This window comes from Bacillus sp. NPDC057893 (assembly GCF_042796455.1).
In the GTDB taxonomy this organism is placed as follows: Bacteria; Bacillota; Bacilli; order Bacillales; family Bacillaceae_G; genus Bacillus_A.
The window spans coordinates 58,263-76,349 of sequence record NZ_JBHVNG010000004.1; the positions used below are offsets into that span (position 1 = coordinate 58,263).

General features: G+C 36.3%; 20 protein-coding genes. All 20 read left to right on the forward strand.

Annotation, left to right across the window (positions count from 1 at the left end; genetic code table 11):
- The first annotated feature begins 11 nt into the window (after positions 1-11).
- Positions 12-527, forward strand: a complete 516-nt coding sequence (locus tag ACFVQC_RS18715) for a GNAT family N-acetyltransferase (protein WP_377895952.1) — start codon at positions 12-14, stop codon at positions 525-527.
- Positions 528-1,406, forward strand: a complete 879-nt coding sequence (locus tag ACFVQC_RS18720) for an aminoglycoside phosphotransferase family protein (RefSeq protein WP_377898892.1) — start codon at positions 528-530, stop codon at positions 1,404-1,406.
- Between the two features lie 126 nt (positions 1,407-1,532).
- Positions 1,533-2,861: a YjiH family protein gene (locus ACFVQC_RS18725; RefSeq protein ID WP_377895951.1), complete on the forward strand. Its 1,329-nt coding sequence runs from the start codon at positions 1,533-1,535 to the stop codon at positions 2,859-2,861.
- 337 nt (positions 2,862-3,198) lie between these two features.
- Positions 3,199-3,543, forward strand: coding sequence for an ArsR/SmtB family transcription factor (locus ACFVQC_RS18730; protein ID WP_377895950.1), 345 nt, complete (start codon positions 3,199-3,201; stop codon positions 3,541-3,543).
- A gap of 29 nt (positions 3,544-3,572) precedes the next feature.
- Positions 3,573-4,088 (forward strand): SRPBCC domain-containing protein, encoded by a 516-nt coding sequence (locus ACFVQC_RS18735; protein WP_377895949.1) that lies wholly within the window; start codon positions 3,573-3,575, stop codon positions 4,086-4,088.
- A gap of 90 nt (positions 4,089-4,178) precedes the next feature.
- Positions 4,179-4,559, forward strand: coding sequence for a VOC family protein (locus tag ACFVQC_RS18740; protein ID WP_105587238.1), 381 nt, complete (start codon positions 4,179-4,181; stop codon positions 4,557-4,559).
- Between the two features lie 159 nt (positions 4,560-4,718).
- Complete coding sequence (locus tag ACFVQC_RS18745) at positions 4,719-5,306, forward strand: GNAT family N-acetyltransferase (protein ID WP_033706994.1); 588 nt, start codon at positions 4,719-4,721, stop codon at positions 5,304-5,306.
- A gap of 332 nt (positions 5,307-5,638) precedes the next feature.
- A complete protein-coding gene (locus ACFVQC_RS18750) occupies positions 5,639-6,271 on the forward strand; it encodes a YdcF family protein (protein ID WP_377896100.1) in 633 nt (210 codons plus the stop codon).
- Between the two features lie 155 nt (positions 6,272-6,426).
- Positions 6,427-7,575 carry an acyl-CoA dehydrogenase family protein gene (locus tag ACFVQC_RS18755; protein ID WP_377898893.1) on the forward strand — a complete coding sequence of 383 codons (1,149 nt, stop codon included), beginning with the start codon at positions 6,427-6,429 and terminating at the stop codon, positions 7,573-7,575.
- Between the two features lie 266 nt (positions 7,576-7,841).
- Positions 7,842-8,519 carry a copper homeostasis protein CutC gene (locus tag ACFVQC_RS18760; RefSeq protein WP_377898894.1) on the forward strand — a complete coding sequence of 226 codons (678 nt, stop codon included), beginning with the start codon at positions 7,842-7,844 and terminating at the stop codon, positions 8,517-8,519.
- A gap of 23 nt (positions 8,520-8,542) precedes the next feature.
- Positions 8,543-9,094 carry a signal peptidase I gene (gene lepB / locus ACFVQC_RS18765; protein ID WP_002013664.1) on the forward strand — a complete coding sequence of 184 codons (552 nt, stop codon included), beginning with the start codon at positions 8,543-8,545 and terminating at the stop codon, positions 9,092-9,094.
- Positions 9,095-9,247: 153 nt separating this feature from the next.
- Positions 9,248-10,000: an IclR family transcriptional regulator gene (locus ACFVQC_RS18770; protein WP_377896097.1), complete on the forward strand. Its 753-nt coding sequence runs from the start codon at positions 9,248-9,250 to the stop codon at positions 9,998-10,000.
- Between the two features lie 14 nt (positions 10,001-10,014).
- Positions 10,015-10,728 carry a 5-oxoprolinase subunit PxpB gene (pxpB, locus tag ACFVQC_RS18775; RefSeq protein ID WP_377896096.1) on the forward strand — a complete coding sequence of 238 codons (714 nt, stop codon included), beginning with the start codon at positions 10,015-10,017 and terminating at the stop codon, positions 10,726-10,728.
- The gene (locus tag ACFVQC_RS18780; RefSeq protein WP_377896095.1) at positions 10,719-11,708 is read left to right on the forward strand and encodes a 5-oxoprolinase subunit C family protein; all 990 of its coding nucleotides are present in this window, start codon (positions 10,719-10,721) and stop codon (positions 11,706-11,708) included. Before pxpB ends, ACFVQC_RS18780 begins: the two co-directional genes overlap by 10 nt.
- A gap of 18 nt (positions 11,709-11,726) precedes the next feature.
- On the forward strand, positions 11,727-12,500 hold the full coding sequence (gene pxpA, locus ACFVQC_RS18785; RefSeq protein WP_377896094.1) for a 5-oxoprolinase subunit PxpA: 774 nt from the start codon (positions 11,727-11,729) through the stop codon (positions 12,498-12,500).
- Positions 12,501-12,534: 34 nt separating this feature from the next.
- Entirely contained in the window at positions 12,535-13,230 is a 696-nt protein-coding gene (locus ACFVQC_RS18790) for a DUF969 domain-containing protein (RefSeq protein WP_377896093.1), read from the forward strand.
- Between the two features lies 1 nt (position 13,231).
- The gene (locus tag ACFVQC_RS18795; RefSeq protein ID WP_002146876.1) at positions 13,232-14,194 is read left to right on the forward strand and encodes a DUF979 domain-containing protein; all 963 of its coding nucleotides are present in this window, start codon (positions 13,232-13,234) and stop codon (positions 14,192-14,194) included.
- 16 nt (positions 14,195-14,210) lie between these two features.
- Positions 14,211-14,858 (forward strand): pyroglutamyl-peptidase I, encoded by a 648-nt coding sequence (gene pcp, locus ACFVQC_RS18800; RefSeq protein WP_377898895.1) that lies wholly within the window; start codon positions 14,211-14,213, stop codon positions 14,856-14,858.
- A gap of 75 nt (positions 14,859-14,933) precedes the next feature.
- A complete protein-coding gene (locus ACFVQC_RS18805; protein ID WP_377898896.1) occupies positions 14,934-15,659 on the forward strand; it encodes an NAD-dependent protein deacylase in 726 nt (241 codons plus the stop codon).
- Between the two features lie 224 nt (positions 15,660-15,883).
- On the forward strand, positions 15,884-18,040 hold the full coding sequence (locus ACFVQC_RS18810; protein WP_377898897.1) for a peptidoglycan D,D-transpeptidase FtsI family protein: 2,157 nt from the start codon (positions 15,884-15,886) through the stop codon (positions 18,038-18,040).
- Positions 18,041-18,087 lie beyond the last annotated feature (47 nt).

Sequence of the window (18,087 nt, forward strand, 5' to 3'; positions counted from 1 at the left end):
GGGAACGCAATATGGAGAGAAATACAGTTAAAGAATATACAATTCGAATTGCTACAGAAGATGAAGGTGAAAGTATTATTATTCTATTAAAAGAAGTGGCACAGTGGATACAACATAAAGAAGTGAATCAATGGCAGTATCTTTTAGGAGGAGAAGCTACAGCTGAAATATTAGAAGGCATAAGCGAGAAATATACGTATGTTGTTACGAAGGAAGATGAAATTGTCGGTACGGTTACAGTATCTCCTAAACAAAATGAATGGGATGAACGTATTTTTGGTAAAGAGGAAGTTTCTGATTCTTTATATATTCATAGATTTGCGGTGAAGCGGGAGTATAAGGGGAATGGAATAGGAGAATGGATTTTACAATGGGTAGAAGAGAATGTACAAAGTGATAAAGAGTATTTGAAGTTAGACTGTGTTGGGCATAACCAACTGTTGAATGATTTTTATAAGCGATGCGGCTTTGAATATATCGGTAGTACAGATGGGCTTAGTAAATTTCAAAAGAGAAGGAGAAAGTGAATGGATCCAATTAACGTAAGTTTAGTTGAGAAGTTAATACAGGAACAGTTTCCTGAATGGGCACATTTAGAAGTGAAGCCTGTAAAGCTTAGCGGGCATGATAATAGAACGTTTCATTTAGGAGATCAGATGAGTATGAGATTACCAAGTGATGCAGCGTATGCACCGCAAGTAGAGAAAGAAAATATTTGGCTTCCTATATTAAGTAAGGGACTTTCTTTACAAATTTCTGCACCAATTGCGAAAGGGAATCCATCTGAAGAATATCCGTGGCCTTGGTCTATTAATAAGTGGATAGAAGGGGAGACCGTTACGAAAGAAAATGTTCGTGACTTAGATGAGTTTGCGGCGGACTTAGGTTCATTTCTAGTAGAATTGCAATCAATTGATACGAGTAACGGACCAATAGCTGGAGCGCATAATTTTTACCGGGGCGGGCTTATATCTGTATACGATAAAGAGGCAAGAGTAGCCATTGAAAATAATAAGGATGTTTTTGATGAGACATTATTAAAACATCTTTGGGATTTAGCACTTAGGTCAACATGGGATAGCAAACCAGTTTGGGTTCATGGAGATATAGCGCCGGGTAACTTACTTGTTAAAGATGGGAAGCTTAGTGCCGTAATCGATTTTGGTATTTTAGGAGTAGGAGATCCTGCCTGTGATGCAGCGATGGCATGGACGTTTTTTGATGAAAATAGTAGAAATGTATTTAAAGAAGTATTAAGTATGGATGAAGAAACGTGGAATAGAGCGAGAGGATGGGCGCTTTGGAAGGCGTTAATTACATACGATGCGAATAAAAATAGTAATAAAAAAGTGGCAGAAGAATCTTATCGTGTGATTCAAGTGATTGTGGATGATTATGAGAGGTAATAGAAAAAGGCTTATTTTGATTGTATATTTCAAAATAGGCTTTTTTACATGATTAAATATTCAAAATCAAAAGAAGGAATCTAACACTATTATACAGAATATTTAGATAATAAGGGGTGTCGAATTTTGAATGAAATTGAATTAAAAAGTAATGTAATTAAGACAGGGCGAGAGAAGGTGATTATTCTTCGGTTTATACTCGCTAGTCTAGTAGGTGTGTTTATGTTTTTCGTACCAGTTACGATAAACGGTGCTTCGTCAATTATGATTGATCATATCGTATCGTGGATCCGGACTTCAGTTCCTTCTGTAGTACCATATTACGCACTACTTGTAATGATAATTGGTGCGATTTATCCATTTTATACGAAGAAATGGAATGCATCTATTGTAGATATTTGTTTTTCTATTTTAAAAGTAATAGGTGTTGTTTTTGGTATATTATATTGTTTGAAAGTAGGACCAGCTTGGTTCTTTGCGCCAGATGTTGGCCCGTTTTTGTATGAGAAACTAGTAATATCAGTAAGTTTACTCGTTCCAATTGGTTCGGCATTTTTAGCGTTATTAGTCGGATATGGATTGCTTGAATTTATCGGTACGTTTTGTCGTCCGATTATGAGACCGTTATGGAATACGCCGGGACGATCAGCAATTGATGCGGTTGCTTCATTCGTTGGGAGTTATTCACTTGCACTTCTTATTACTAACCGGGTGTATAAAGAAGGAAAGTATACGACAAAAGAAGCAGCAATCATCGCTACAGGTTTCTCGACAGTATCCGCAACATTTATGATCATCATCGCAAAAACATTAGACATTATGCATTTATGGAATATGTACTTTTGGACTACGCTTGTTGTAACATTCATCGTGACTGCTATCACCGTAAGAATCCCACCACTTAGTAGAAAACCAGATACATATATTACGAAAGAAGGGTTCCCAGAGCCTGTCTATAAAGAGAAAATGCTAGAACGCGCTTGGGAAGATGCGCTAGAAGTATCAAAATCTGCGCCGAGTGTAATGAAAAATATTGCAGTGAATTTAAAAGACGGTTTTATTATGACGATGGGAATATTGCCATCGATTATGTCAGTAGGGTTAATTGGTATCGTCTTAGCAAAGTTCACGCCAATATTTGATTGGATCAGTTACATTTTCTATCCATTTACGTGGCTATTACGATTGCCAGAAGCAGACTTAGCTGCTAAAGCGGTATCAGTTGGTATTGCAGAGATGTTTTTACCATCGTTATTAGTTGTAAGTGCACCACTCGTGACAAAGTTTGTCATTGCAGTTGTTTCGGTATCATCTATTTTGTTTTTCTCCGCATCAATCCCTTGTATATTATCAACAGATATTCCGTTAAAAGTATCTGAACTTATTATTCTATATGTGCAAAGAACGATTTTAACGTTGCTTATTATTACGCCGATTGCTTATTTGTTGCTTTAAACGACTACATAAGTTCTGAATATACCGAGTTTCCTGACTTGTAGAAGGGAATATTTACTCAATAAAAGCGGAAGTCATTTTGATTCAAATGACTTCTTTTTATTTATCGTAAAATCGTAGTTAGTGCGAAATAATAATCAGTGGAGAGAAATAAAAAACATGAATTAAAATTTCACTTTATTTCAAAGTGAAAGTCACATTTAGTGTGAATTTAGTTTTTGAATATTCCTTGACAGGAATATTCCTGTTTGGATATAATCAATTCAACAAGAAGATAATATTAGTGATGATATTGATGTGTTATAACCGGAGACCATCACTTAACGAGGTGAGTGATATGTCGGAGGAAATTTCGGGCGTGAACGTGGCGACGCTGAATGCCTTATCTGAACCGAATCGTATGAATATCGTTGAACTGTTGCGGGACGGTCCTCTAACTGTTGGGGAAATTGCCGATCATCTGGGATTAAGGCAACCACAAACTTCGAAACACTTAAAAGTGTTAAGCGATACAGGGATTGTGGAAGTGCAGGCTGAAGCTAATCGCCGGATTTACAAGCTCCGACCTGAGCCTTTCCAAGCGCTTGATTGTTGGGTACAGTCATTTAAGCGTGTGATGGAAGAGAGATTCGATAATTTAGATGAGTATTTGAAGGAATTGCAAAACAAGGAAAAGTCATAAAATCAGTTCATATTTAAGGAGGAAATAACATGTCAAACAATACAATGGTATCGAGAGTAGAGAATGATCGAGTATTAGTACTGGAGCGCGTTTTTGATGCACCGCGTAATCTTGTATTCAGTATGTTTAAAGAAGCAGAGCATTTGAAACACTGGTGGGGACCAAGGGGCTGGGAAATTCCATCATGTACTGTCGATTTCCGTCCGGGAGGCGTTTGGCACTACTGTATGAAGTGTGTCGATCAGAACCTGGGGCAATTCTTTGGTATGGAATCATGGGGCAAAGGAGTCTATAAAGAGATTATTGAGCCAGAGAAAATCGTCTATACCGATTACTTTTCAGATGCTGAAGGTAATGTAAATGATTCTATGCCGTCAACCGAGATGACATTGGAATTCATCGATTTAGGTGGAAAGACAAAGCTAATAAACCGTGCTGAATATGTTAACAAAGAGGCCCTTAAGACCGTTATGGACATGGGCATGCTACAAGGTATCACCGAAACTTGGGATCGTTTGGACGAGCGATTGGAATCGCTGAAATAGATTTTTGTAACGTAACTTTATTTTCGGTGATAAGTAGGTTTAAGAGCATTGAGTTTAATAAAAAAAGTTTATAAGGGAGAGTTAAAATAAATGATTAATAATGTTGGTCAAATTATGTTGTATGTGAATAACCAAGATGAAGTGAAGAAATTTTGGACAGAAAAAGTAGGGTTTATTGTAATTTCAGAGGAAGATAACGGTCAAGGAATGCGATGGATTGAAATTGCTCCGACGAAAGAAGCTGAAACAAGTATTATTCTCCACAATAAAGAATTAATTGCTAAAATGCAGCCTGAGTTAAATCTTGGTACACCTTCTTTAATGTTCTTCTCAAAAGAATTCGATCGTTTATATAGTGATTTAGTAAACAAAAATGTTACAGTTGGAGAAATTGTAAATATGCCTACAGGTAGAATATTTAATTTTGCAGATAGCGAAAATAACTATTTTGCGGTAATGGAAAAGAAGTAAATTTTAATTCAAATTATGAGTGCGATGCCTGAATAAAGGCATCGCATTTTTTGCTTTCAGATATATTATATTTCTGTAATGGTGAATTTAATTTCTATATAATAATAAAGCAATATATAATAATATGATATAGTAACAACAAAAGAAGGGGGCTTACAAATGGAATTTATTCACGAAAGAGCAAAGTTACGGTTAATGGATAGCAATGATGTCGAAAAAATGTTTTCAATTGTGGAAGGAAATCGAGATATTTGGGCGTATTTAATCTCTAAAATGGATACTGTTCAAGATATGCAACAATATGTTCAAAAGGCGATAAAAGCTTATGGGGCAGGTAAGGATTTGCCATTTGTTGTTGTTGATGAAAAGACGAATGAAATAGTAGGAAGTACACGCTTATATAACATTTCAGTTGAAGATAAGACTGTTGAGTTAGGAAAAACGTGGTATGACCCGAGTGTACAACGTACGAGTATGAATACAGAATGTAAGTATATGTTATTACAATATGCTTTTGAAAAGTTGCATATGCGGAGAGTACAAATTAAGACGGATGCCCGAAATGAAAAAGCACAAAGAGCAATTGAAAGACTGGGCGCAGTAAAAGAGGGTGTACTTAGAAACGAAAGAAAATTGCCGAGTGGACATGTTAGAGATGCAGTTGTATACAGTGTTATTGCAAGTGAATGGCCAGCTATAAAAGAACGGTTATTAGAAAAATTAGAGTCGTATAAAGAAAAACGATAATTCATATTAAGAAAGGTGTATTGATCGTCAAGATGAAAAATATACCTTTTTTCTTACAAAACGGTTACTTCTTTTATTTACTTTTGTTTCATCATTCCATTATGATAAAAAATTCGTTACAATGTAGTTGTATGGTAATAAACTTATAAATTATAAAAAATGTAATGAAAACCGCAAACGAAAAATGAATTGATAATCCTCAATTTTAAATGAAAACCCTTTAATACATATATATGAGAAAAAAATTCCTTCTTTTAAACAAATTCAAACAAAATGATTTGATATATACGTTTTTATATAGAAGTATGGATGATGTACGGAGGCAGTTATAAATGAAAGAAAATAAGAAAAGTAAGAAAAGAAGAATCTTGCAAGTATTCTTGCTTATGATTTGTTCTATTATTTTATATGTAAGTTATGCAGCTTACGATATTTGGAGTTATCGCTTTAAAACAGATGATGATGTGAAGACAGATGCTGGTATCGTGCTGGGAGCAGCTTCATGGAACGGAAAACCATCTCCTGTATTTAAAGAAAGAATTAATCATGCAATTTCCTTATATAAGAACGGTAATATTAAAAAGATTATTTTCACAGGTGGTACAAAGTTTGAGGCAGAGCTTGAGGAAGCGCGTACTGCTAGAGTGTATGCACTGAAACATGGTGTAAAAGAAGAGGATATTCTAATTGAAACAAAATCTCTTTTCACAGAGGAGAATTTAAAGAATGCAAAACAAGTTGGAATAGAGAATGGAATACGCACATATACGATCGTGAGTGATCCACTTCATATGAAACGTGCGATGAAAATTGCAAAACATCTTAAAATTGAAGCGTATGCATCACCAACTCCAACGTCAGCGTATAAAACGTTAGATACAGAAATCCCTTTCTTTTTTAAAGAATTATGCTCGTATATTGGATATGTAACCTCTTTGCCATTAAAGGCATTGAAAGGGGATTAATATAAGAAAAGAACCTATCCTTTCATATAGGAACTTTTCTTATTGTTCAAAAGCATTGTATTTTTATCGGAATAGTGAAACAATAGAGAAGTAACTTCATATAATCATAATGACAAAATGAACGGTTTATGAATCGAACATAAAGGAGATTATGTATGGCACTCTCATTTGTTGAAACAGAAGAACAATCTTTAGTTATTGAGAAAATAAATAAATTGATTCCGAAGTTCATGGAAAGGGAGCATCAACTAAGTGAATTAGGATCATTTCCGTATGAAAATATTAATAATTTGAAAGATATCGGATATACGAAATTAACGTTGCCAAAAGAATGGGGAGGCAATGCGATTTCCTTATATGATTTTGTTTTATTTCAAGAGAAAATAGCAGAAGGCTGCGGTGCTACCGCATTATCAATTGGATGGCACCTTGGCATTGTAAAGGAATTAGCTGAAAACCGTTCTTGGGATGAGGAAATGTTCACTTGGTTTTGTGAAGAAGTGCGTAATGGCGCCCTCTTTAATCGAGCAGCGACAGAGCCGAATACAGGTAGTCCTACGCGCGGCGGGAAACCAGAGACGTTAGCTGTCAAAAAAGGTGAGAAGTGGATTATAAATGGAAGAAAAACGTTTACGACAATGGCGCCAGTACTTGATTATTTTATCATTTCAGCAAGTATTGAAGGCCAGGAAGAAATCGGAGAGTTTGTCATTCCAAAGAATACGATAGGCGTAACAATTGAAGAAACGTGGGATAGTATCGCAATGCGAGGAACTGCGAGCCATGATCTCGTTTTACAAAATGTAGAGATAGAGAACCGCTTTTTTACGGGTGTATTGGGCGGGAAAGTGAAACAAAAGGGTATTGGCTGGTTGCTACATATACCAGCATGTTATTTAGGAATTGCACAATCAGCAAGAAATTATGCAGTTCAGTTTGCGGGATCATACAAGCCAAATAGTTTAAATCATTCTATTAGTTTATTGCCGAATGTTAGAAGATTAGTTGGAGAATTAGAACTTGAGCTTATGCAAGCTCGTGTCTTTTTATATCAAATTGCGAAAAAATACGATGAGGCAGAAGATAAATTATCATTGCAAGCGGAACTAGCAGCAGTGAAATCCGCTGTAACGAATGCGGCAATATCTATTGTAGATAAAGCTATGCGCATCGTAGGAGCGAAAAGTTTATCAGAAAAAAATCCGCTTCATCGCTATTATTTAAACGTCAGAGCAGGACTGCACAATCCGCCGATGGATGATGCAACACTGTCTATGCTGGCGGATGCGGCGTTTCGGTCGTGATGAAGAACTATAAAGTCTGTTCCGTTCTGGAACAGACTTTTCGTTGTCGGTGAATCGTTGATATATTTAGAGTTGTGATAGATATATTTAAAAAATCGTTGATATAATTCCATGTATTATGTCATTGTTCAAGAAGAGGGAATTCTCGATTTATCAATTAAAAAATCTTTCTTTTTATTCTTCTTTTTGTAGTTTTATAGTGGAATGCTATGTTTCTTATTTCACCTACTGTATAATAAGAAAAAAGTACGAAAAGAGGGTATCTCATGCTAGAGGTTATTGCAACTTGTTTAGAAGATGTGAAGCGAATTGAAAAGGCTGGTGGAAATCGAATTGAACTCATTTCATCATATACAGAAGGTGGTTTAACACCGAGTTATGCTTTTATAAAAAAAGCAGTAGAAGCAGTACAAATACCAGTTCATGTTATGATTCGTCCGCATGCAAAGTCTTTTACATATACGGAAGAAGAAATTGAAATGATGAAAGAAGATATTGTAGTTGCTCAAAATCTTGGGGCTGCTGGTGTTGTATTAGGTGTATTAAATGAACAAAATGAAGTTGATGAAGAGGAATTAGCAGATTTATTATCTGTTGTAGATGGAATAAATGTCACGTATCACCGTGCGATAGATGATACAGAAAATCCAGTAGAAGCGATGAAAACTTTGAAAAAATTCAATAAAGTTACTCACGTGTTAACTTCAGGCGGACAAGGAAATGTAGTAGATAATATTCCGGCGCTTACAGAGATGCAAAAGGAAAGTGAAGGGAATATACAGCTTGTTGTCGGAAGCGGAGTAACGAAAGAGAATGTAAAACAATTGCTAGATGAAACTGGAATTACGCAGGCGCATGTAGGTACAGCGGTTAGAGAAGGTAAGTCATGTTTTTCTGAGATTGACCTAAAGTTAGTACAAGAATTAGTTGGAATAATAAAATAAACACTTAAGAAAGAGGAGAAACGATGAAGGAAAATACGAAGAAAGAATTATTCTCATGGGCTAAAACGATAGGATTTACCCTTGTATTAATCGCTATTATTCGCGGTGTTTTATTTACACCTTCATTAGTACAAGGTGAATCGATGATGCCCACTTTAGAAAATAACGAACGAGTTCTCGTGAATAAGATTGGTTATAGTATAAGTGGATTAGACCGTTTTGACGTTATTGTCTTCCACGGAAAAGAAGGGTACGATTTAGTAAAACGAGTAATTGGTTTACCAGGTGATACAGTTGAGTATAAAGATGATGTTTTATATGTAAACGGAAAAGCGATGGAAGAACCGTATTTAAAAGAATTTAAAGAAAAGGCGTCTGGTCGTGTATTAACTCCTGATTTTACGTTAGAACAAATCACAGGAAAAACGAAAGTACCAGAAGGCCAAGTGTTTGTTTTAGGAGATAATCGTGAAGTTTCTAAAGACGGTCGTATGTTTGGATTTATTTCAGAAGATGAAATTGTCGGAAAAGGACAAGCTGTTTTCTGGCCGTTGAAACAAGTGAGAGCGTTATAAAGCAAAAAGTATGGGAGAAATATTCTTCCATACTTTTTTTGTTTGTGAAAAATATATTGATAGAATTGAAAGAATATTTTATAATTTTAAATTATATGTTTGTTTCGAAAAACGGAATTGAAGTTCCGGAATTCGGAACAAAAAGGAGATAGGATGAGTATAAATAAAACGGCAGTTAAGACAATGGATATTTTAGAGTTGTTTTATGAGCATGAGGAGCTAAGTTTAACAGAGATGGTTCAGCTTACGAATATGCCGAAAACATCTGTTTATCGTTTAATTGGCTCTTTAGAAGAAATGGACTTTTTACAAAAAACAGAAAAGGGCAAGTATCGTCTCGGAGTCATTTTTTTACGATTTGGTCAACTTGTTTCACAAAGGTTATCCGTAAGAAATATTGCGATTCCTTATATGAAAGAGCTTAGAGATAGTTTAGGGCAAGCAGTAAATTTAATTATTCAAGATGGTAATGACGCAATTTATGTTGAGAAGATGGAAGGAATTCAGCCGGTACGTGTTTATACGGCGGTTGGAAGAAGAGCACCACTGTATGCGGGAGCATGTCCGAGAATTTTACTATCGTATTTTTCTGAGGAAGAGAAAAGAAAGTACGTAGAGGAAACAGATTTACAGCAGTTTGCGGATGGAACGATTGTGAATAAGGAGCATTTACTAGAAGTGTTACATATGGCAAAACAAGCTGGATATACAATTAGTTATTCTGAATTAGAAAATCATACAGCGGCTATAGCAGCGCCAATTTTTACAAATGATGGAACGGTTGTAGCTGGTATTAGTATTTCGGGGTTAGCAATTGAGTATAGCGAAAGTAACATTGCGTATTTTACTGCGAAAGTGAAAGAAACAGCGAACCGCATTTCGAAAGAACTCGGCTTTTTGGCATAGAAAGAGGGAGTGGGATGAAATTTTCTGCGTTAGGGGATCAAGCAATTATTGTTACATTTGGTGAAGAAATTGGGATGGATATATACGAAAAAGTACAACGATTATTTCAAGCGCTGAGGCGGCATCCGTTTGCAGGAATGGTTGAATGCGTTCCGGCGTTTACTTCATTAGCGGTTTACTACAATTTGTACGAAGTATGGAAGCGAAATGAGAGAAGTAAAAGACCATATGATTACGTTTGCCAGTATATAAGGGAGCTGTGTGATTCATATAAAGAAGAAGTGAACCGAGATGTGAAACATATTTCTATACCAGTGTGCTACGGGGGAGAATATGGACCTGATTTAGAAGAGGTTGCGCATTATCAAGGCTTACAAGTAGAGGATGTTATTCGAATACATAGTGAAACAACATATTTCGTGTATATGTTAGGTTTTACACCTGGATTCCCTTATTTAGGGGGATTACCGAAAGAACTAGAAACACCTAGAAAAGAAACACCAAGGCTACAAATTGCTCCTGGTTCAGTAGGTATTGGCGGAAATCAAACAGGTATTTATCCGCTCGAAACACCAGGAGGCTGGAATATTATCGGCCGAACACCTATTTCTCTATTTAATCCAAAAGAAGAAATACCAACATATATTCAAAGTGGTATGTATTTACGATTTATACCAATAACAAAGGAAGAGTACGTATCGCTTGAGGGGGCTAAAGAATGGATGTAGAGATTTTGCATGCAGGAATGTTTACAACAGTCCAAGATTTAGGAAGATTTCATTATCAACAATACGGTGTACCTGTTGGCGGGGCTATGGATAAAAATGCACTCAGGATGATTAATATGTTAGTAGGCAATGAGGAGAATGAGGCTGGACTCGAAATTACAATAATGGGACCTAAATTGTTAATAAAGAAAACGACATTGCTCGCGATTGGTGGAGCAGATATGGAACCGTTATTAAATGGAGAACGCATTCCATTATGGCGTCCCATATTAGCTGAAGAAGGAAGCATGCTTTGCCTCGGGAAAGCGAAAAGCGGTTGTAGGGCGTATGTGACTTTTACGGGTGGTATAAATATTGATCGTACGATGGGAAGTAAAAGTACTTACATACGTGCTGCTCTTGGCGGTATTGAAGGGAGAATGCTGAAAAAAGGAGATTATTTTCAAATTGGTACAGGGGCAGAAGTTGCGAGTCGCTTCATTCAAAACTTACAAGAAGAAGAGCGTATAAAAACGAAGTGGGCAATTTGTAACAATGCTTTACCAAAATATAAGAAGCAGCCTATTCTTCGCGTCATAACAGACTTTGAATATGATCAATTTACAGAAGAAAGTATAAAGTCGTTTTTTTCGAAAGAGTATAAAGTGTCCAATTATGCTGATCGCATGGGATATAGGCTTGACGGAGATGTTTTAAATAGAGCTGAAGAGATAGAAATTTTATCGAGCCCAGTTACATTCGGGACAATTCAAGTACCGAATGGTGGACAGCCTATTATATTAATGGCGGATAGACAAACGACAGGTGGTTATCCGAGAATTGGAAATATAATTTCAGTAGATTTACCTCTTCTAGCGCAGCTGAAACCAGGAGACTATGTAACTTTTGAAAAAATAACTATGGAAGAAGCTGCACAATTATATATAAAGCAGGAAACAAGTATGAGTCTATTAAAGAAATTCATCGCTTTACGAAGCTGAGATTAGGAGGAAAACATCGTGACTACAATCGATTTAAACTGTGATTTAGGAGAAAGTTTTGGAGCTTATAAAATGGGGAATGATGATGAAATTCTTCCGTTCGTTTCCTCTATAAACGTTGCTTGTGGTTTTCATGCGGGTGATCCGGCCGTTATGCGGCAAACGGTTGAAAAAGCTCTGCAGCATAACGTAGCAATAGGGGCACACCCTGGATTTCCTGATTTAATTGGATTTGGGAGAAGGAACATGCATGTTTCAGCAGATGAAGTGTACGATTATGTTTTATATCAAATTGGCGCATTAGAAGGATTTGTTAAAGCTGCCGGAGGGAAAATGCAACATGTAAAACCGCACGGTGCCTTATATAATATGGCGGCAACTGATTCGGAAATTGCGGATGCAATCGCAAAGGCAATTTATCATATTAACCCTGGATTATTACTTTACGGATTAGCGAATAGTGAGGCATTTATAAGGGGAACAGAAAAATATAATATAACTCTCGTACAAGAAGCTTTTGCTGATCGTACGTATAAGCAGGACGGAACTTTAACGAGCCGTACAGAAGAAAATGCTCTTATAAAAAATGAAGATGAAGCGATAAAACAGGTACTTCAAATGGTGAAGGAAGGGTATGTAGAAGCAGTTAATGGAGGGAAAGTAGCAGTTCAAGCGCAAACGATATGTTTACACGGGGATGGAGAGAAAGCAGTCCAATTTGCGGGAAAAATATACAGAACATTCGAACTTAATGGCATTTCTATATGCGCACCAAATAAAGTGAAACTTTAATTAGCGGGATTAAAAATGAGAGGAAGTGTTAAAATTGATTAAATTAATTGGGATACTACTTGTTGCAGTTGGGTTTTTATTTAGATTAAATACACTGTTAGTAGTAATGGTTGCGGGTATTGTTACTGGTATGGTTTCAGGCTTAAGCTTTTATGATGTGATCAGCATGTTCGGTAAATTTTTCATAGAAAATAGATACATGTCTATGCCTATTATACTAACTTTACCGGTAATCGGGATTTTAGAGCGTTACGGATTGAAAGAAAGAGCAGAAGCACTTATAACGAAATCAAAAGGAGCAACAACTGGAAGAGTATTAATGTCATATTTTACGATAAGAGAATCATCAGCAGCACTTGGACTAAATATTGGTGGGCATGCGCAAACGGTGAGACCGCTTGTTGCACCAATGGCAGAAGGGGCTGCGCAAGGCAAATATGGTAAACTCCCTGAAAAATTGAGAGAAAAGATTAAAGCAAATGCAGCAGCTGCGGAAAATACAGCTTGGTTTTTCGGAGAAGATATTTTCATCGCAACTGGTGCCATTCTATTAATGAAAGGGTTCTTCGATTCAGTAGGTATGCATGTCGGTGTATGGGATATGGCGCTTTGGGGTATTCCAACTGCGATATCTGCTCTTATTGTGAGCTGGATTAGGTTTAGAAGGTTTGATAAGTATATAGAAAAAACAATAAAGGCAGAAGAAAAACAAGAGAAGGAGGCTATATGATATGAACATAATCACAATGGATACAATCTATTATGTATTAGGAATAATCGTTGCATTTATCGCTGTTCGTATTGCATTTGATCGTGAACATCCAAACCGATTCGGTTCTAGTTTATTTTGGGCATTGTTTGCAGTTACATTTTTATTCGGAAATGTAATCCCTTCGTTTTATGTTGGCTGTATTGTGCTTGTTATGGTTGTTTTAGCTTCATTAAATAAAGTAACAAAATCTGAAGAGAAAGAAGTACCAGTGCAAGAACGTGTGAAACATGCTGAGAAATTAAAGAATAAAATTTTCATGCCTGCACTATTAATACCTATTTTTACAATTATCGGTACATTAACGTTAGGGAAAATCAAATGGGGAAATGTCGCACTTGTTGATCCTGATAAAGTGACATTAGTTGCATTAGCGTTAGGAGCATTACTCGCATTCGTTGCGGCGATGCGTATTACAAAATCAAAAATAACAACGCCTGTTCAAGAAGGAAGTAGGTTATTACAAGCAGTTGGTTGGGCTGTTATTTTACCACAAATGTTAGCGGCACTTGGCGGTATTTTCGCGAAGTCTGGCGTTGGCCAAGTTGTTTCTGATTTAGTCGGACAAGTGTTACCGACAGAGTATCCATTCGTTGCTGTTATGGCCTATTGTTTAGGAATGATGCTATTTACAGTCGTAATGGGAAATGCATTCGCAGCGTTTGCAGTAATTACTGGCGGAATCGGCCTACCTCTAATTGTACAAATGCACGGCGGGAATCCAGCTATTATGGCAGCACTCGGCATGTTTGCTGGATATTGCGGAACATTGCTTACTCCAATGGCAGCAAACTTTAATATTGTTCCTGCAATGCTCTTAGAATTGAAAGATAAGAATGCAGTCATTAAGGCGCAAGTACCAATTGCTCTTTCCATTTTCATTATAAATATGTTTATAATGTACGGCCTTGTATATCGTTTCTAATTAGGAGAGTGAAACTATGAAAACAGTATTATTAACAGGATTTGATCCATTCGGCGGAGAAAGTATCAACCCAGCTTGGGAAGTCGCAAAAAGTTTACATGAAAAAACAATCGGAGAGTACAAAATTATTAGTAAACAAGTTCCAACTGTCTTTCATAAATCAATAAGCGTATTAGAAGAGTATATAGAAGAACTGACGCCTGAAATTATTATATGTATTGGACAAGCTGGGGGCAGACCAGATATTACGATAGAGCGTGTAGCAATTAACGTTGACGACGCAAGAATTGCTGATAATGAAGGGAACAAGCCGGTGGATATGCCGGTTGTAGAAGAAGGACCGATTGCGTATTGGTCTACACTTCCGATGAAAGCAATCGTGAAAAAACTTCGCGAAGAAGGTATACCGTCATCTGTTTCACAAACCGCAGGTACATTCGTTTGTAATCATTTATTCTATGGTCTCATGCACGAACTAGAGAAACATGATAAGAAAATAAAAGGTGGATTTGTTCATATTCCGTTCTTACCAGAACAAGCTAGTAACTATCCAGGTCAACCGAGTATGTCACTTTCTACGATTAGTCAAGGGATTGAATTGGCAATCGAGGTAACGACGGAAGTAGAAGTAGATATTGTAGAGTGTGGTGGCGCGACGCATTAAGTAAAATGAATTGTACAACACCTATTGTAAACAACTGGTATAATAAGTATAGGAATATACATAGAGGTGATTTTTGTGCAATTTGAAGAAGTACGTTTGATATTAGAAAAAGCGAAGAAAATTACAGTGTTAACAGGTGCTGGTGCAAGTACGGAAAGTGGTATCCCAGATTTTCGTTCAGCAAATGGATTATATGCTGATGCGAATGTAGAGATGTATTTGTCGAGAGGCTATTATAATAGAAATCCGAAAGAGTTTTGGAAGCATTATAAAGAAATCTTTCAAATTAATACGTTTCATCAATATAAACCAAATCGTGGGCATCGCTTTTTAGCGGAGCTAGAAGAACAAGGGAAAGACATAACGATTTTAACGCAAAATATTGATGGTTTGCATCAAGTAGGTGGTAGTAAACATGTCATTGATTTACATGGAACACTTCAAACAGCGCATTGTCCGAAGTGTAAAGCGGGATATGATTTACAATATATGATTGATCATGAAGTGCCGCGTTGCGGGAAGTGTAATTTCATTTTAAATCCAGATGTTGTTTTATACGGAGATATGTTACCTCAATATCAAAATGCGATCAAGCGTTTATATGAAACAGATGTACTTCTCGTAATGGGAACGTCACTTAAGGTACAGCCTGTCGCTTCATTCCCAGAAATCGCAAAAAGGGAAGTAGGCGCAACAACAATTTTAGTAAATGAAGAGTTAACAGGACAAGAATACAATTTTGATTTTGTTTTTCAAAATAAGATTGGTGAATTTGTCGAAGGATTATCTTCGATTAAATAAGTTTTTGTTTTCGTAAAGAAACTGAGGTGAATGATGTCACCTCAGTTTTTTGTATGAATTATATTCATGTTATTGCTTATCAAGGGGAATGGTAATAAATAGGGTGTAAAATCCGAAAACTGAAAATTAAATCTTTTATTTCTTTTGTAATTAATATAAAATTCTATATATAGCATATAAATAAATTTAATACATAATGGTTCATGCGTAGAAATGTTAATAGAATGAAGCGAGGGAGCAAAATGAGACAGAAAAAGGAGAAGCAAAAACAGTCGAAAAAGAAAAAGACTCATATTCCGTTTCGGTTAAATGTACTATTTTTTATCGTTTTTCTTTTATTTTCAGCTATTATCATTCAATTAGGTAAAGTACAAATCATTGACGGAGAAACGTATCGAAATGAAGTGAATAAAAAGGAAGATGTAACGGTGAGTACTCCAGTCCCGAGAGGGAAGATGTTTGACCGGGAAGGGAAAGTTATTGTAAATAATAAACCGTTACGAACTGTTACATATACGAAGATGAAGGGAGTGGACTCAAAAGAGGTTTTAATAGTGGCAAGAAATTTAGCAAAGCTAATTGAAATGCCACAAGAAGATATGGACAAGTTAACAGAGACAGATAAAAAAGATTTTTGGATGCAGTTAAATGAAAAGCGTGCAGCAACAAAAGTAACGAAAGAGGATGAAGGTAAATTTAGGAAGCAGGAAATAGAAGGGAAAGACTTAGATAAGAAAGTAGAAGAGTTGAGACGAGAAAGAATTACACAAGAAGAATTAAACGAGCTTTCGAAAGAGGATATAGAAGTACTAGCAATTAAAAGCAAAATGAATGCGGGATATAAAATGACGCCACAAATTGTCAAAAAAGATGTAAGTCAAAATGAATATGCAGTAGTGAGTGAAAGATTATCGATCTTGCCAGGCGTAGATACGACTGTGGATTGGGAGCGAGAATATCCAAATGATAAAATACTACGTTCTGTACTTGGTAGTGTTTCTACTGAGAATGAGGGATTACCAAGGGAGCAATTAGATTATTATTTAGTACGAGATTATAACAGAAATGATCGTATTGGTAAGAGTTACATCGAAAAACAATACGAAGATATGTTACATGGAACGAAAGAACAGTCTAAAAATATTACTGATAAAGCTGGAAATATTATTCGAACTGAAAAAGTGACAAAAGGAAAAAGTGGAAATAATTTAATGTTAACAGTTGATATGGATTTACAGAAGAAAGTGGAGGAAAGTCTTGAAAGGAATTTAAGGGCATTTCATTCTTCTGAACCGATGATGGATCGTGCATTCGTCGTTATGATGAATCCGAAAAATGGTCAAATTCTATCATTAGCAGGAAAGAAAATTGTAAATAAAGACGGCGGGATGCAAATAGAAGACTACGCTTTAGGAACGATGATAAGTTCTTACGAGTTAGGCTCAACGGTGAAAGGAGCTACGGTATTAGCGGGATATCAAACAGAAGCGATTAAGCCATATACGCATTTTTTCGATGCACCAATGTTTTTTAAAGGAAGTTCGAAGCCGAAGAAATCGTGGAAAGACTTTGGAGATATTGATGATTTAAGAGCATTGCAAGTTTCATCCAATGTCTACATGTTTAATACGGCGTTAAAGATTGCGGGGATTGATTATGTACCAAATAATCCGCTAGATATTAAACAAGAAGCGTTTAATAAAATGCGCTATTACTTTAGACAATTTGGTCTAGGAGTGCCAACTGGTATTGACCTTCCAAATGAATCGATTGGTCAAATGGGTAGAACCGATAATATACCTGGTTTTTTACTTGATTATGCGATTGGACAATATGATACATATACGCCGCTGCAACTTGCGCAATATATGTCAACGATTGCAAATGGTGGTTACCGAATGAAACCACAAATTGTACAAGAAATTAGAGAGCAACCAAATAGACCAGAGGAAGTCGGAAAAGTCATTCACTCGATGGAACCAATCGTGTTAAATCGAGTGGATATGGATCTTTCATATATAAATCATGTGAAAGAAGGATTTAGAAGAGTTTTCCAAGAGGTTGATGGGACAGGTAGTGGAACTTTTAAAGGATTACCGTATAAACCGGCTGGGAAAACAGGAACAGCAGAAACAGTGTACGGTGGAGAAAGTGATATTGGCAGAGATGAAAACAACTATCGAAAAAAATGTTATAATTTAACTCTCGCCGGGTATGCGCCATATGATGCTGATCCGGAAGTTGCTTTTTCTATTGTTGTGCCATGGGTAAATAATGATAAATCAGGTATTAATTCTGCAATTGGTAAAGAAATTTTGGATGCATATTTTGATTTGAAAACGCAGAGATCGGGTGTAAGTCCAGTCCCAGTAACACAATAGCCGAATAAGGCACAGTAAAAAAATTCAAATTGTAGTATATCACTGCG

Bases quoted from the DNA above. Each gene is read 5' to 3' on its own strand.
- ACFVQC_RS18715 (WP_377895952.1), top strand. From the start codon at position 12: ATGGAGAGAAATACAGTTAAAGAATATACAATTCGAATTGCTACAGAA.
- ACFVQC_RS18720 (WP_377898892.1), top strand. From the start codon at position 528: ATGGATCCAATTAACGTAAGTTTAGTTGAGAAGTTAATACAGGAACAG.
- ACFVQC_RS18730 (WP_377895950.1), top strand. From the start codon at position 3,199: ATGTCGGAGGAAATTTCGGGCGTGAACGTGGCGACGCTGAATGCCTTA.
- ACFVQC_RS18735 (WP_377895949.1), top strand. From the start codon at position 3,573: ATGTCAAACAATACAATGGTATCGAGAGTAGAGAATGATCGAGTATTA.
- ACFVQC_RS18740 (WP_105587238.1), top strand. From the start codon at position 4,179: ATGATTAATAATGTTGGTCAAATTATGTTGTATGTGAATAACCAAGAT.
- ACFVQC_RS18745 (WP_033706994.1), top strand. From the start codon at position 4,719: ATGGAATTTATTCACGAAAGAGCAAAGTTACGGTTAATGGATAGCAAT.
- ACFVQC_RS18750 (WP_377896100.1), top strand. From the start codon at position 5,639: ATGAAAGAAAATAAGAAAAGTAAGAAAAGAAGAATCTTGCAAGTATTC.
- ACFVQC_RS18755 (WP_377898893.1), top strand. From the start codon at position 6,427: ATGGCACTCTCATTTGTTGAAACAGAAGAACAATCTTTAGTTATTGAG.
- ACFVQC_RS18760 (WP_377898894.1), top strand. From the start codon at position 7,842: ATGCTAGAGGTTATTGCAACTTGTTTAGAAGATGTGAAGCGAATTGAA.
- lepB (WP_002013664.1), top strand. From the start codon at position 8,543: ATGAAGGAAAATACGAAGAAAGAATTATTCTCATGGGCTAAAACGATA.
- ACFVQC_RS18770 (WP_377896097.1), top strand. From the start codon at position 9,248: ATGAGTATAAATAAAACGGCAGTTAAGACAATGGATATTTTAGAGTTG.
- pxpB (WP_377896096.1), top strand. From the start codon at position 10,015: ATGAAATTTTCTGCGTTAGGGGATCAAGCAATTATTGTTACATTTGGT.
- ACFVQC_RS18780 (WP_377896095.1), top strand. From the start codon at position 10,719: ATGGATGTAGAGATTTTGCATGCAGGAATGTTTACAACAGTCCAAGAT.
- ACFVQC_RS18795 (WP_002146876.1), top strand. From the start codon at position 13,232: ATGAACATAATCACAATGGATACAATCTATTATGTATTAGGAATAATC.
- pcp (WP_377898895.1), top strand. From the start codon at position 14,211: ATGAAAACAGTATTATTAACAGGATTTGATCCATTCGGCGGAGAAAGT.
- ACFVQC_RS18810 (WP_377898897.1), top strand. From the start codon at position 15,884: ATGAAGCGAGGGAGCAAAATGAGACAGAAAAAGGAGAAGCAAAAACAG.